12 protein-coding genes are annotated in these 15303 nt (G+C 63.0%); 1 reads left to right on the plus strand and 11 read right to left on the minus strand.

What is annotated here, in order from left to right:
• Positions 1–450 precede the first annotated feature (450 nt).
• The gene (locus tag JV551A3_RS06420; RefSeq protein ID WP_133970421.1) at positions 451–2034 is read left to right on the plus strand and encodes a peptide chain release factor 3; all 1584 of its coding nucleotides are present in this window, start codon (positions 451–453) and stop codon (positions 2032–2034) included.
• A gap of 130 nt (positions 2035–2164) precedes the next feature.
• Here the strand turns inward: JV551A3_RS06420 and JV551A3_RS06425 are convergent, their stop codons facing one another.
• From JV551A3_RS06425 to JV551A3_RS06475, 11 genes are all read right to left on the minus strand, one after another.
• Positions 2165–3244: a polyamine ABC transporter substrate-binding protein gene (locus JV551A3_RS06425; protein WP_133970420.1), complete on the minus strand. Its 1080-nt coding sequence runs from the start codon at positions 3242–3244 to the stop codon at positions 2165–2167.
• A 52-nt stretch (positions 3245–3296) separates the two neighbouring features.
• A complete protein-coding gene (locus JV551A3_RS06430) occupies positions 3297–3638 on the minus strand; it encodes a cupin domain-containing protein (protein WP_133970419.1) in 342 nt (113 codons plus the stop codon).
• A gap of 32 nt (positions 3639–3670) precedes the next feature.
• Entirely contained in the window at positions 3671–5077 is a 1407-nt protein-coding gene (locus tag JV551A3_RS06435; RefSeq protein ID WP_133970418.1) for an NAD(P)/FAD-dependent oxidoreductase, read from the minus strand.
• A gap of 64 nt (positions 5078–5141) precedes the next feature.
• Entirely contained in the window at positions 5142–5951 is an 810-nt protein-coding gene (locus JV551A3_RS06440; protein ID WP_133970417.1) for an AraC family transcriptional regulator, read from the minus strand.
• Between the two features lie 371 nt (positions 5952–6322).
• Complete coding sequence (locus tag JV551A3_RS06445; protein ID WP_112250739.1) at positions 6323–7291, minus strand: peptide ABC transporter ATP-binding protein; 969 nt, start codon at positions 7289–7291, stop codon at positions 6323–6325.
• On the minus strand, positions 7291–8259 hold the full coding sequence (locus tag JV551A3_RS06450; RefSeq protein WP_133970416.1) for an ABC transporter ATP-binding protein: 969 nt from the start codon (positions 8257–8259) through the stop codon (positions 7291–7293). Before JV551A3_RS06450 ends, JV551A3_RS06445 begins: the two co-directional genes overlap by 1 nt.
• Positions 8260–8269: 10 nt before the next feature.
• Positions 8270–9196 (minus strand): ABC transporter permease subunit, encoded by a 927-nt coding sequence (locus JV551A3_RS06455; protein ID WP_025337799.1) that lies wholly within the window; start codon positions 9194–9196, stop codon positions 8270–8272.
• Positions 9197–9206: 10 nt separating this feature from the next.
• Positions 9207–10217, minus strand: coding sequence for an ABC transporter permease subunit (locus JV551A3_RS06460; protein WP_012316108.1), 1011 nt, complete (start codon positions 10215–10217; stop codon positions 9207–9209).
• A 91-nt stretch (positions 10218–10308) separates the two neighbouring features.
• Complete coding sequence (locus JV551A3_RS06465) at positions 10309–11919, minus strand: ABC transporter substrate-binding protein (protein WP_177421263.1); 1611 nt, start codon at positions 11917–11919, stop codon at positions 10309–10311.
• A gap of 77 nt (positions 11920–11996) precedes the next feature.
• Positions 11997–13376 (minus strand): OprD family porin, encoded by a 1380-nt coding sequence (locus JV551A3_RS06470; protein ID WP_133970415.1) that lies wholly within the window; start codon positions 13374–13376, stop codon positions 11997–11999.
• 228 nt (positions 13377–13604) lie between these two features.
• Positions 13605–15197 (minus strand): ABC transporter substrate-binding protein, encoded by a 1593-nt coding sequence (locus tag JV551A3_RS06475; RefSeq protein ID WP_133970414.1) that lies wholly within the window; start codon positions 15195–15197, stop codon positions 13605–13607.
• Between the last annotated feature and the right edge of the window lie 106 nt (positions 15198–15303).

Genomic DNA, 15303 nt, shown 5'->3' on the forward strand with positions numbered 1-15303 from the left:
AGGCCATGAGCCGAACCCCGTCGGGCCCGAAAATGCTGATGAAACCAGCTCCCCAACCGAAGCGGGTTGCAGGGGAGTGGACGTCTCCGCGGGCGTAAAGGTTCCCATCTGGGGCGGCATTTGGCCAGCGTTAATCACTGCCCTTGTGGAAATTTGACGAGAAAAAACAGTGGCTTGATGCGCTGTAGGCGTTGAAACAACTGCCCTGTGGCCATTTGTCGTGATAAAGCTTTTGCCTGTTGGATTTGTGGCGGCAGTGCTGGCCCTATCGCCGGCAAGCCAGCTCCCACAGGTACCGCACAGGGCTTGGGTACCGTGGAGCTCTTTGTGGGAGCTGGCTTGCCGGCGATGAGGCCGGACCTGTAACCACTCAAGCAGCAGGTTTTGGTCCCGGCCCAACTTCAGGTATGATATCGCCCCTTTTTAATCCCCCAAGTCAGGCGATTTCCCATGACCAACCAGGCCGCCGAAGTCGCGAAGCGCCGCACTTTCGCAATCATTTCCCACCCCGACGCCGGTAAGACCACCATCACCGAGAAGCTGTTGCTGATGGGCAAGGCCATTGCCGTCGCCGGTACCGTGAAGTCGCGCAAGTCCGACCGCCACGCCACCTCCGACTGGATGGAAATGGAGAAACAGCGCGGCATCTCCATCACCACCTCGGTGATGCAGTTCCCGTACCGCGAGCACATGATCAACCTGCTCGACACCCCCGGCCACGAAGACTTCTCGGAAGACACCTACCGCACCCTGACCGCGGTGGACTCGGCGTTGATGGTGCTCGACGGCGGTAAAGGTGTAGAGCCACGTACCATCGCCCTGATGGACGTGTGCCGCCTGCGCGACACGCCGATCGTCAGCTTCATCAACAAGCTCGACCGTGACATTCGCGACCCGATCGAACTGCTGGACGAGATCGAAGCCGTGCTGAAGATCAAGGCCGCGCCGATCACCTGGCCGATCGGCTGCTACCGCGATTTCAAGGGCGTGTACCACCTGACCGGTGACTACATCGTGGTGTACACCCCGGGCCACGGCCACGAGCGTACCGAAGCCAAGATCATCCAGAAGCTGGACTCGGACGAAGCCCGTGCCCACCTGGGCGACCAGTACGACTCGTTCGTCGAACAGCTGGAGCTGGTGCAGGGTGCCTGCCACGAGTTCAACCAGGATGAGTTCATCAACGGCCAGCTGACTCCGGTATTCTTCGGTACCGCGCTGGGCAACTTCGGTGTCGACCATGTGCTTGACGCCGTCGTCGACTGGGCGCCGCGCCCGCTGGGCCGTGTTGCCCACGAGCGCACCGTGGAGCCTGTGGAAGAGAAGTTCACCGGTTTCGTGTTCAAGATCCAGGCGAACATGGACCCGAAACACCGCGACCGCATCGCCTTCATGCGCATCTGCTCGGGCAAGTACGAAAAGGGCATGAAGATGCGCCACGTGCGGATCAACAAGGACCTGCGTATCGGTGATGCGCTGACCTTCTTCTCCTCCGAGCGTGAGCAACTGGAAGAAGCCTATGCCGGCGACATCATCGGCCTGCACAACCACGGCACCATCCAGATCGGCGACACCTTCACCGAAGGCGAGGCGCTGGGCTTCACCGGTATCCCGCACTTCGCCCCGGAGCTGTTCCGCCGCGTGCGCCTGAAGGACCCGTTGAAATCCAAGCAGCTGCGCCAGGGCCTGCAACAGCTGGCCGAAGAAGGTGCTACCCAGGTGTTCTTCCCTGAACGCAGCAACGACATCATCCTTGGTGCAGTTGGTGTGCTGCAGTTCGACGTGGTCGCCAGCCGCCTGAAGGAAGAGTACAAGGTCGAGTGCGCCTACGAGCCGATCACTGTGTGGTCGGCCCGCTGGATCGGTTGTGACGACAAGAAGAAGCTCGAGGAATTCCAGAACAAGGCCATGGAGAACCTGGCCATCGACGGTGGCGGGCACCTGACCTACCTGGCGCCGACCCGCGTCAACCTGTCGCTGATGGAAGAGCGCTGGCCGGACATCAAGTTCCGCGCTACCCGCGAGCATCACTGATCGCAGAATTGGGGCTGCTTTGCAGCCCTTCGCGGGCGCGCCCGCTCCCACAGGGAATCACAACACCTGAAGGTTGCGCGATCCTTGTGGGAGCGGGCGTGCCCGCGAAGGGCCGCAAAGCGGCCCCGATTCAATTTCCTGCCTTGATACTGGTCCAGATCCGTGTGCGGATGCGGTCGATCTTGGCCGGCATTGCCTCCAGCGCATACAGCTTGCCCATCACTTCCTCGCTCGGGTAAATCATCGAGTTGCCCTTCATCGCCGGGTCAACCAGCGTGTCCGCCTTCAGGTTGCCGTTTGCGTACTGCACATGGTTGCTGATATTGGCCATCACCTCCGGCTGCAGCAGGTAGTTCATGTAGGCATACCCGGCCTTCTCGTCCGGTGCATCGGCCGGCATCGCCACCATGTCGAACCACATTGGCGCACCTTCCTTCGGGATCGAATACCCCACCTTCACCCCGTTGTTCGCTTCTTCGGCACGATTCTTCGCCTGCAACACATCCCCGGAGAAACCCACCACCACGCAGATATCGCCGTTGGCCAGATCGCCGGTGTACTTCGATGAGTGGAAGTAGCTGATGTATGGCCGCACCTGCATCAGCAACGCCTTGGCCTTGTCGTAGTCCGCCGGGTTCTGGCTGTGGTGCGGCAGGCCCAGGTAGTGCAGGGCGATCGGCAACAGTTCGGGACCGTTGTCCAGCACGGCGACGCCGCAGCTTTTCAGCTTGCTCATGTACTCAGGCTTGAAGATCAGGTCCCACGAGTCCAGCGGCGCGCTGTCGCCGAGCACCGCCTTGACCTTGTCGACGTTGTAGCCGATGCCGGTGCTGCCCCACAGGTACGGGAAGCCGTAATGGTTGCCCGGGTCGTTCACCTCCAGCGCCTTGAGCAGCACCGGGTTGAGGTTGTGCCAGTTGGGCAGCTGCGATCTGTCCAGGCGTTTGAGGGCCTTGCCCTGTATTTGCCGGGCCATGAAATGGTTGGACGGAAACACCACGTCGTAGCCGGAGTTGCCGGTCATCAGCTTGCCGTCGAGGGTTTCGTTGCTGTCGTAAACGTCGTAGGTGGGCACGATACCGCTGGCTTGCTGGAAGTTCTTCAGTGTGTCTGGGGCAACGTAGCTGGACCAGTTGTAGATCTTCACCGTTTCGGCGGCGCCGGCCACGCTGGCGGCCAACATCAGGGGGGCGAGAAGGAGCGTGCGCATGTCGGGGTTACCTTGCTTTGTCTGTTGTTATCGAAGGCAGGCGATCAGCGGATCAGAAAATAAGGACGTAGGTCTTGCGCACGGTTTCCTGGATATCCCAGGTGCCGGTGCTGTTGGCCGGTAGCATCAGTGCGTCTCCGGCTTCTATTGACAGGGGCTCGCCACCGTCTGGGGTGAAGGTGCAGCGCCCCTTGATGAAATGGCAGAACTCCTGCTGCACGATCTGCCGCCGCCAGCGCCCGGGGGTGCACTCCCAGATGCCGGTTTCGACGCCGTCGCTGCGCTCCACGCAGGTGACCGAGGTCATCGCCACGGGCTCGCAGAGTGGTACCGCAACGGGGTTAGAGCTATCGAGCACGGCGTTGTCGGTGTTCTTGAAATGGGTGATGCTCATGACCGGTAAATCCTGTGTCGGGGAAAGGGAAGTCAGTGCATGAAGCCTTCCATGAAGTCTGCAAGATTGCTGGCAAGGCGCCGCCTCCAAGGTGCACTTGCGGGGTTGGCGAGGGTCCGGTCCTCGTGGACGAAGCTCTGGATGATTGCGTTGTAGCCCAGCCAGCGGCAGGGCTCGGGTGGCCAGCTGGCCAGGCTTGAAAGCGGGCGGTTGTCGAGCACCCAGGGTTGCGCGGTCAGTTCGTTGTGCTGGTTGAGGATCAGCGCTGCCAGGGTGCGCCCGCCCAGGTTGGTGGCGCCGACGCCTTCGCCGCCGTAACCGCCCGCCAGGGCGATACCGCGTTGACGGTCGCAGAGCATGTGTGGGCGGAAGCGCCGCGCCATGCCCAGGTTGCCGCCCCAGGAATGGGTGATACGCACGTGCTTCAGCTGCGGGAACAGTTCGCTGAACAGGTAGCGGCGCAGCTCGATTTCCTGTTCGTCGAGGTTGAAGTTTTCGCGCAGGCGGCCACCGAAGCGGTAGCCACCACGGGCGCCGAATACCAGGCGGTTGTCGGCGGTACGCTGGCCGTAGGTGACCTGGCGGCTGCTTTCGCTGAACGCCTGGCCCTGGTTCAGGCCGATCTGGTCCCAGGTAGCCTCTGGCAGTGGTTCGGTGGCCACCAGCAGGCTCTGGACCGGCAGCTGATGTTTGCCCAATGGTGGCAGACTGGCGGCGTAGCCCTCCACGGCGGGTACCATCCATTGGCAACGGATGCGCGCCAACGGCGTACGCACCTCACCCGGCTGCCAGTCGATGGCTGGGGTGTTTTCGTAGATGGGTATGCCCAGCGCTTCTACAGCCCGGGCCAGGCCACGCGCCAGCTTGGCGGGTTGGATGGTCGCGGTGTGCGGGCTGTAGATGGCGCCATAGGCGTTGCTGACTCGCAGTTGCGCGTCCAGCTGCTCGGGGCGTAGCCAGCGGTAGTCGTCCTCGGTCATGCCCTGACGGTAAAGGTCGTCGAGGTAGGCGCGCAGGCTGCGCTCCTGTTCCGGGTAACGCGCGGCGCAGTACAGCACGCCGCCTTTGCGGTAGTCGCAGTCGATGCCTTCGCGTTGCAGCACGCTGTGCACTTCATCGGGTATGCCGTGCAGCAGGTCGATGCTGGCACGGCGTTGCTGCGGCGACAGGGTGGCCAACAGGCGGTCTTCGCCGAGCAGGTTGCCCATCAGCCAGCCGCCGTTGCGCCCTGAGGCACCAAAGCCGGCGATATTGGCGTCGATCACGGCGATGTTCAGCTGCGGCGCCTGGCGCTTGAGGTAGTAGGCAGTCCACAAACCGGTATAGCCAGCGCCGATGATGCACACATCCGCTACCAGGTCTTCACGCAGGGCCGGGCGGGCGCACAGTGGCTCGTCGAGCTGGTCCATCCACAGGCTGAGCGTGCGCAGGGGTTGCATCGGGTTCGGCTCCACATCCGTCAAGGTCTGTGGGCGATCCTAGTGGTGTCGGCAGGCGGCTGTCCTACGTGCGTGCACGCAGGGAAATTTGCTTCAGGTACGCCTTGGGCGTGAGCCCGGTATGTTCGCGGAAGCACTTGTAGAACGCCGACAGCGAGTTGAAACCGGCATTGAACGCCAGCTCATCGATCGTGGCTTCGACGCTGTCGTCATCGAGGCTGGTCATCAGGTGCTGAAGGCGGGCCTGGTTGACGTAGCGGTAAAAGCTCTGCCCGAGCACCTGGTTGAGCAGGTAGGAGATCTGGTTGCGGCTGTAGCCGCTGGCGTCGGCCACCTGCTGCAGGTCCAGCTCCGGGTCCAGGTAGGGGCGCTGGCGCTGGAAGTAGTGTTCCAGGTCCTGGGCCATGGTCGACAGCTGCCGGGGTGACAGGCCCAGGCGGCTGGTCGCCGGGCGCGGGCCACTGCTGGCATGGCCACTGCCGTTCTGGCGCACCAGTGTGGCGTATTCGTTGACCCGCCAGATCAGGCCGTCCTTGACGGTGATCGCCTCACTGGACTGGAACGCCACCAGGCCATCGCCGCCCTGCACCGTGACCTGGTACTGGATGAACGCGGTACAGCCATCGACGCGGATGCGGTCGCTGTGGACGATATCTTCGCCGGCTTCATGGGGCAGGCAGGCGCGCACGTAGTCACGCAGTTCCTGGTAGCCGAGCACGCGGTTTTGAAAGAAGTCGTGGTACTGGATGTCGGGGTGGTAGAGCGCAATGACGCCGTCGAGGTCGCGGTGCTTCCAGCACAGGTGGTAGCGCAGCACGGTGTCGGCGGTGAGCGGAGACTGCTCGGGGCCGTCGGGGAGGGTGGTGGCGGTCATGCGCCTGATAGTGCATTGCAGAACACCCAGCTGCAAGGGTGCGGATCCGGCATATTGCACGGTTTTGCCAAGCGGCTTGGGAAGTAAGCCGTTGATTCATATGGAAGTAATTTTTTGATACCAATGGCATGGCGAGTGCACCGGTCTGTTCAACATCAAACAAGGAGAAAGGCCATGCGCTCGATACTGCTCTGGATGATTGGGGTGCCGATTCCGGTGATTATCCTGATCTGGTTCTTCATGCATTGAGATTTTTGGGGCCGCTTTGCGGCCCATCGCGACACAAGGCCGCTCCTACAGGAGATCGCGGTCCCTTGTAGGAGCGGCCTTGTGTCGCGATGGGCTGCAAAGCAGCCCCGGCTATCCAGAGGCTAGAGAAATTGCTCGGCATAGTGGCAAGCCACCTGCCGAGTACTCACCTGCCTGAGCGCCGGCACCTCCTTGGCACACCGCTCGGTCGCATACGGGCAGCGCTTGTGAAACGCACACCCATCCGGCGGGTTCAGCGGGTTGGGCAACTCCCCGGCAATTCGAATCTTCGGCTTCAGCGGATCAGGATGAATCGCCGGTGTCGCCGATAACAGCGCCTGGGTGTACGGGTGCAGCGGCTTCTCGTAGATGTCCTCTTTCGGCCCCATTTCCGCCGGCCGCCCCAAGTACATCACCAGCACCTGATCGGCCACATGCCGCACCACTGCCAGGTTGTGCGAGATGAACACATAAGCCGTGTTGAACTCCTTCTGCAAATCCATGAACAGGTTCAACACCTGGGCCTGGATCGACACGTCCAGCGCCGAGGTCGGCTCGTCCGCCACCAGCACCTTGGGTTGCAGCATCATCGCCCGGGCCAGTGCGATACGCTGGCGCTGGCCACCGGAGAACATGTGCGGGTAGCGCTGGTAATGCTCGGGGCGCAGGCCGACCTGTTCCATCATCTTCTGCACCTTTTCACGCCGCTCGGCCTTGCTCAGCGAGGTGTTTATCAGCAGCGGCTCGGCCAGCTGGTCACCAATCTTCTGCCGTGGGTTGAGCGAGGCGTAGGGGCTCTGGAACACCATCTGCACGTCGCGGCGCAGTTGCTTGCGCTCGCTCTTGCTGGCGCCTTTCACTTCGGTACCGGCAATTTGCAGCGAGCCCGACGACGGTTCTTCGATCAGGGTCAGGGCGCGGGCCAGGGTCGACTTGCCGCAGCCGGACTCGCCGACCACGGCCAGGGTCTTGCCGGCCTCCAGTTCGAACGACACGCCATTCAGCGCGCGGACCAGGGCGTGGCCCTTGAACAGCCCGCGGGAGACTTCGTAATGCCGGGTCAGCTCCCGGGCGGATAGAACGACGGCCATCACGCCACCTCCTGGTTCAGCGGGTAGAAGCAACGCACCAGGCCATGGGCCTGGGGATCGAGGGGCGGGCGCTGGCGCCGGCAGTTGTCCTGCACGTACGGGCAGCGCGGTGACAGCAGGCAACCCACGGGGCGGTCGTAGCGGCCGGGGACGATGCCGGGCAGGGTGGCCAGGCGTTCGGCACCGATGCTGTGCTCGGGAATGGCCGCCAGCAACGCTTCGCTGTAGGGGTGGGCGGGCACGTCGAACAGCTCAGGCACCTGGCCCACTTCCACGGCTTGGCCAGCGTACATCACGCACACGCGTTTGGCGGTTTCGGCGACCACGGCCAGGTCGTGGGTGATCAGGATGAGCGCCATGTTGCGCTCCTTCTGCAGGTTGACCAGCAACTCCATGATCTGCGCCTGGATGGTCACGTCCAGCGCAGTGGTGGGTTCGTCGGCAATCAGCAGCTTGGGCTCGCCGGCAATCGCCATGGCAATCGCCACACGCTGGCTCATGCCGCCAGAGAGCTGGTGCGGGTAAGCGTCCAGGCGGCTTTCCGCAGCCGGAATCTCGACTTTCTTCAGCAGTTCCAGGGCACGCTGACGCGCAGCCTTGCCCTTCAGGCCCAGGTGCTGACGCAGCACTTCCTCGATCTGGTAGCCGACGGTGTAGCTGGGGTTGAGCGCGGTCATCGGGTCCTGGAAGACCATGGCGATGTCCTTGCCCACCACTTTGCGTCGCTGACGACCGCTGAGCTTGAGCATGTCGGTGCCATCGAAGGTGAGCGAGTCGGCGGTAATGCGCCCGGGCGCATCGATCAGGCCCATCAGGGCCATCATGGTCACGGACTTGCCCGAGCCGGATTCGCCGACGATGGCCAGGATCTCGCCGGCCTCCACCGTCAGGTCCAGGCCATCGACCACCGGTACCGCATTGGCGTCGCCGAAGCGCACGTTCAGGTTGTTGATCTGCAACAGTGACATGGCGTTCTCCTCAGGCGGCGTTCTTGAGTTTCGGGTCCAGCGCATCGCGCAGGCCGTCGCCCATCAGGTTGATTGCCAGCACACTGAGCAGAATGGTCAGGCCGGGCAGGCTCACCACCCACCAGGCGCGCTCGATGTAGTCGCGGGCCGAAGCCAGCATGGTGCCCCACTCCGGGGTCGGCGGCTGTACGCCAAGGCCGAGGAAGCCCAGGGCGGCGGCGTCGAGGATGGCCGAAGAGAAGCTGAGGGTGGCCTGCACGATCAGCGGTGCCATGCAGTTGGGCAGCACGGTGACGAACATCAGCCGTGGCAGCCCGGCACCGGCAAGGCGTGCGGCGGTTACGTAGTCGCGGTTCAGCTCGCCCATCACGGCGGCGCGGGTCAGGCGCACGTAGGATGGCAACGACACGATGGCGATGGCGATCACGGTGTTGATCAGGCCTGGGCCGAGGATGGCGACGATGGCCACCGCCAGCAGCAGCGAGGGCAAGGCCAGCATCACGTCCATCAGGCGCATGATCGACGGGCCGAGCAGTTGCGGGAAGAAACCGGCCAGCAGGCCCAGCAGGATGCCCGGGATCAGCGACATCACCACCGACGACAGGCCGATCAGCAGGGACAGCCGCGCGCCTTGGATCAGCCGCGAAAGCAGGTCGCGGCCCAGCTCGTCGGTGCCGAGGATGAACTGCCAGCTGCCGCCTTCGAGCCACACCGGCGGGGTCAGCAGGAACTCGCGGTACTGCTCGCTCGGGTCGTGCGGGGCCACCCACGGCGCGAACAGTGCGCAGAACACCACCAGGCACATGAAGGCCAGGCCCATCACCGCGCCTTTGTTGCGGGCGAAGGCTTGCCAGAATTCTTTGTATGGCGAGGGGTAGAGCAGGCTCTGGTCCACCGGGCTGACCGGTGTGACGGATTTCGGAATCGGGCTAGTCATGGCGGGGGCCTCAGCGCTGATGACGGATGCGTGGGTTGGCCAGGCCGTAGAGGATATCCACGACGAAGTTGACCAGAATCACCAGGCAGGCGATCAACAGGATGCCGTTCTGGACCACGGGGTAGTCACGGGCACCGATGGCTTCGATCAGCCACTTGCCGATGCCCGGCCAGGAAAAGATGGTTTCGGTCAGCACCGCGCCGGCCAGCAACGTGCCGACCTGCAGGCCGAATACGGTCAGTACCGGGATCAGTGCGTTGCGCAGGCCGTGCACGAACACCACGCGGGCCGGCGACAGGCCCTTGGCACGGGCGGTGCGGATGTAGTCCTCGCGCAGTACTTCGAGCATCGACGAGCGGGTCATGCGGGCAATCACCGCCAGCGGGATGGTGCCGAGCACGATGGCTGGCAGGATAAGGTGCATCACCGCGTCCTTGAACGCGCCTTCCTCGTCGCTGAGCAGGGTGTCGATGAGCATGAAGCCGGTCTTCGGCTCGATGTCGTAGAGCAGGTCGATGCGCCCGGATACCGGGGTCCAGCCCAGGCTTACCGAGAAGAACATGATCAGGATCAGGCCCCACCAGAAGATCGGCATCGAATAACCGGCCAGGGAAATGCCCATCACCCCGTGGTCGAACAGCGAACCGCGCTTGAGCGCGGCGATCACCCCGGCCAGCAGGCCGACGATGCCGGCGAACAGCAGGGCGGCGAAGGCCAGTTCGAGGGTGGCCGGGAATAGGGTGAGGAACTCGCTCCACACGCTTTCGCGGGTGCGCAGCGATTCACCGAGGTCACCCTGGGCCAGCTTGCCGACGTAGTCCAGGTACTGGACCGGTAGCGGCTTGTTCAGGCCAAGGCGCTCCATGGCCTGGGCATGCATTTCGGGGTCGACCCTGCGCTCGCCCATCATCACTTCCACCGGGTCGCCGGGGATCAGGCGTATGAGCGCGAAGGTCAGCAAGGTGATACCGAAAAAGGTCGGTATCAGCAGGCCAAGGCGCCGGGCAATAAAGCTCAACATTGTCGGGGTTACCTCATCAGGCCGTGGGGCGATCAGCCCGCTACGGTGGTGCCGCCGGTTCCCGTGTGGGGTGCCGGCGGTCGTTGTTGTTCTACTTCACCTTGGTGGTGGCGAAGTTGTTGTTGGTCAGAGGGCTGACTACGTAGCCCTCCACGTTGTCACGCATGGCCGTGAACACCTTCGGGTGAGCCATGCTGATCCAGGGTTGGTCATCATCGTACACCTTCAATGCCTCGCTATAGAGCCTTGCGCGCTCGTCGTTGTCGATCACTTCGCGGGCTCGGCTGATCAGTTCCTGGAACTTAGGGTTGCACCAGCGCGCATAGTTCTCGCCGCTCTTGACGGCATCGCAACTGAGCAGGGGGCTGAGGAAGTTGTCCGGGTCGCCGTTGTCACCCGCCCAGCCAGTGGACACCAGGTCGGCTTCGCCCTTCTTGGCCCGGCGCAGCATTTCGGCCCACTCCATCACGCGGATATCCAGCTTCAGGCCTATCTGCTTGAGGTCGGCTTGCAGCATCTCTGCGGACAAGCGCGGATTGGGGTTGGTCGGGCCGCCACCGTTGCGGGTGAACAGGGTGATCACTGTGCCTTCCGGCACCCCTGCTTCCTTGAGCAGTTCACGGGCCTTGGCCAGGTCGCGGGGCGGGTTCCTGTTCTCTCTGTTGTAGCCGATCATGCTCGGCGGGTACGGGTTCACCCCCACCTGAGCGTTACCTTTGCCAAACAGCTGGTCGACATGGGTCTGGCGGTCGAAGGCCATGTTGATGGCTTTGCGCACACGCACATCGCTCAGGTACTTGTGCTGGGTATTCATCGAGATGTAGCCGGTGACCAGCGCTTCGGTCTCGGCCACCTTTAGCCTGGGGTCTGCCTTGATCGACGGCACATCCTCCGGCTTGGGGTACAACGCGACCTGGCATTCATTGGCGCGAAGCTTCTGCAAGCGCACATTGCTGTCGGTGGCGATGGCGAATATCAGGGCGTCGGCTGGTGGCTTGCCGCGGAAGTAGTCCGGGTTGGGTTTGAAGCGGACCTGGGCGTCTTTGTTGTAGCGCTGGAAGATGAACGGGCCGGTGCCGATAGGTTTGCTGTTCAGCTCGGCGGTCTTGCCGGCCTTGAGCAACTGGTCGCCGTATTCGGCGGAGTAGATCGAGGTGAAGCCCATGGCCATGTCCCGCAGGAACGGTGCCTCGGGGCGGGTGAGGGTGATCACTACGGTGTGATCGTCGGTCTTGTCCACCGACTTGAGCAGGCTCTTGAAGGCCATGCTTTCGAAGTACGGGTAGCCGACACTGGTCTTGTCGTGCCATGGGTGCGCCGGGTCGAGCTGGCGGCGCAGGCTCCACAGCACATCATCGGCGTTGAATTCGCGAGTGGGCTTGAAGTAGTCGGTGCTGTGGAACTTCACTCCCCGGCGGAGGTGGAAGGTATAGGTCAGGCCGTCCGGCGAGATGTCCCAGCCTTCGGCCAGCGCCGGCTGGACGTCGGTGGTACCAGGCTTGAAGTCGACCAGGCGGTTGAACAGCGTTTCGGAAGCGGCATCGAAGGTGACTGCTGTTGTGTACTGGACAACGTCGAACCCTTCCGGGCTGGCCTCGGTGCACACCACCAGCGGTTTGGCTGCCAGCTGCGTGGCGCCGCCCAGAAGCAACGCGGTCAGGGCCAGGCGCAGTGGCCGCGATTTCATGAAAGCTCTCTGCATGGGTTGAAACTCCCTGCTTGCATTGATTCCAGCGTAGCCGCCACGGCCCGCAGCGAAGCAGGCCGTGGCGCCGGCGGTCAGAGAATGTTGAATGGAATGGTGGTAACTACCCGGAACTCGTCCAGGCTGCCATCGCCCTGGGCCTTGCTGGCGCGGTGCGCGGTGTAGGTGGCGCGAATGCTGGTGTCTTTCAGTGGCCCGCTCTGCACCGCATAACTGGTACCGAAGCCCCACTCGTAGTGGGTTTCGCCATCCAGGCCGTTCACGTCGTAGGCGGTACCGCGGTAATGGGTACCATCGATGCCCCAGCCGCGGGCGTTGTACAAGTTGAACTTCAGGCCCGGCACGCCGTACGGCGCCATGTTCAGCACGTAGGAAATCTGCAGCGATTTCTCGTTGGGGCCGTTGAAGTCCGACAGCAGCGAGTTTGCCAGGTAGATGCCGTTGGTTTCGTGCAGGTAGTCGAAGTACTCGTTGCCATTGACCTGCTGCCAGGAGGCGCTGAGGGTGTGGGCCTGGTGGGTCAGGCCGAACGACAGGCTGTAGGTGTCGTTGTCGATCTCACCCATCTTCTTGCTGCCGGCGTCGACGGTCTTGTAGTAGTTCAGGCCGGTGCTCAGGCTGAGCACCGCGCTGTCGCCGAGCACGTGGTTGGCGCCAAAGTAGTACTGGTTCCAGAAGTCGTCGACCTTGGTGGCATACAGGCTGGTGCTCAGGCTCTTGAACGGCTGGTAGTTGATGCCGGCGGTGCTGGCGCGGTCGGTTTCCACGCCAGTGGCACTGTACTCGGTGCGGAACTTGCTGAGGCTCTGTTCGGTACGTGGCGAAACCCGGTCGAAGGTACCCAGATCGAGGCTCAGGTTGTCGAATTCGGCACTGTGCAGGAATGCGCCCTGGAAGCTCGAGGGCAGGGCGCGGTTGCCGATGTAGGCGATCATCGGCGTGTCCACGGACTGGCGGCCGACGGTGAGGGTGGTGTTGGACACGCGTGCCTTGACGTTGGCAAGGCCCATCTTGCTCCACTGGCCGACCGGGTCGCCGTCGCTGTGGGTCAGGGTGCGGTTGTTGGGGCCGGCGATCGCTTCGCGGCTCTGCTGCAGGGCGATGGCGTTGTAGCCGGCGGCTTCGACGGCGAAACCGACAGTGCCCTGGGTGAAACCCGAGCTGTAGTTGAGGATGGTGCCCTGCACCCAGTTCTCGCGGCTGTGGGTATCGTGGCGGGTGCCGTCGCTCTTGTAGTACTTCCACAGCGGGGCGCGTGCGGCGCGCTCGCGGGCGTACCAGTTGCGGGTGCTGCCGGACAGGCTCTGGCCGTCGACGAAGCCGCTGGCCTGCTCCTGCTCGCTGCTGCCTTTGAGGGTGATGGGCACGTAGTCCTGGCTTTGCGGGTCGGCCTGGGCCACGGTGGATAAGGCACTGATGGATAAAGCCAGTGCGGTCAAGGTGAACATTTTCAAGGTTGAAGCTCCCTTTCTTTTCTAGTTATGCCGGCCTTGTGGGCCGGGTTTCTTGCTGCGGTGTTGCCAGGGTTGCCCGGGGTGACCGGGCAGAATCGGGGCGTTGTGTTGGCTGTGCCGGCCCTTTCGCGGGTAAACCCGCTCCCACAGGGGCACCACAGGTTTCGGCATGTGCGCCGTACCTGTGGGAGCGGGTTTACCCGCGAAGAGGCCCTTGAGGGTTAAAGATCAATCAACACTCACACCGGAAAAATCATTGCGCCCGAACGGGCTGACCTTGAACTCGGAAACCTTGACGCTGAGCGGTTGGTTGACCGTGGAGTGCGCCACCGGGGTAATCGGCACCTGTTGCTTGAGCCGCTGCTGGGCCTGCTGGTACAGGGCGGTGCGCTGCGTGCGGTCGGTGACTTGCTTGGCCTGCTTGACCAGGCTGTCGTACTGCGGATCGCACCACAGCGAGTAGTTGTTGCTGCCGATGGCATCGCAGTTGTAGAGGGTGCCCAGCCAGTTGTCCGGGTCGCCGTTGTCCCCGGTCCAGCCGATCAGGGCGATATCGTGCTCACCGCTTTTCATGCGCTTGAGGTACTCGCCCCATTCGTAGCTGACAATGCGCACCTTGAAGCCGAGCTTGCTCCAGTCGGCCTGCAACATTTCCGCCATCAGCTTGGCGTTGGGGTTGTACGGGCGCTGCACCGGCATGGCCCACAGGGTGATCTCGGTGCCTGGCTTGACCCCGGCCTGCTGCAGTAGCTGTTTGGCCTTTTCCGGGTCGAAGGGCGCGTCCTTGAGGCTGTCGTCATAGGACCACTGGGTCGGTGGCATGGCGTTCACTGCCAGCTGGCCGGAATCCTGGTACACAGCCTGGATGATCGCCTGCTTGTTCACTGCCATGTCCATCGCCTGGCGCACTTCCAGGCGGTCGAACGGTGGGTGCTGGGTGTTATAGGCGATGTAGCCGAGATTGAAGCCAGGTTGCTGCAGCACCTGCAGTTTGCTGTCGGCCTTGAGCGCCGGCAGGTCGGCGGGGCGCGGGTGCAGGGTGACCTGGCATTCGTTGCGACGCAGCTTCTGGATGCGCACCGAAGGGTCGATGTTGATCGAGAACACCAGGTTGTCGATTTTCACGTCCTGCGGTGACCAATAGGCCTTGTTGCCCTTGTAGCGGATTTGCGAGTCCTTCTGATAACGCTGGAACACGAACGGGCCGGTAACGATCGGTTGCTGGTTGATGTCGCTGGGGCGCCCGCTGGCCATCAGCTGTTCGGCGTACTCGGCAGAGAGGATGGAAGCGAAGCTCATGGCCAGGTTCTGGATGAACGCGGCATCGACGCTGTTCAGGGTGAACACCACGGTCAGTGGACCGGTCTTTTCGACACGGGCGATGTTCTTGTCCAGGCCCATGCTGATGAAATAGGGGAACTCGGTCGGGTAGGCCTGGCGAAACGGGTGGTTCTTGTCGAGCATGCGGTTGAAGGTGAACAGCACGTCGTCGGCGTTGAAGTCGCGGCTTGGTGCAAAGGCCTTGTTGCTGTGGAATTTCACCCCTTCGCGCAGGTGGAAGGTGTAGCGCAGGCCATCCTCGGATACCTCCCAGCGGGTCGCCAGGGCAGGGTGCACGGCGGTGCCGCCGCGTTCGAACTCGACCAGGCGGTTGTAGATCGGTTCGGCGGCGTCGTTGTCGGTGGCGCTGGTGTACTGGGCGGTGTCGAAGCCGGCGGGGCTGCCTTCGGAGCAGAACACCAGGTTGTTGGCCAGCAGGGCCGGCGATTGGCTGATCAGGCCCAGGGCCAGCAGGGCGGAAAGGCGGGTGGCATGGCGCATGGAAAGTCCTTTTACGTCTGTTTGCGCCGCCTCGGGGTACGAATGGCGGCAACAGGTCGCCGACCCCGCTGCGGATGGCAGCAGGACGACATGAAGGGGTGCGAGG

The organism is Pseudomonas inefficax, assembly GCF_900277125.1.
GTDB classification, from domain to species: Bacteria; Pseudomonadota; Gammaproteobacteria; order Pseudomonadales; family Pseudomonadaceae; genus Aquipseudomonas; species Aquipseudomonas inefficax.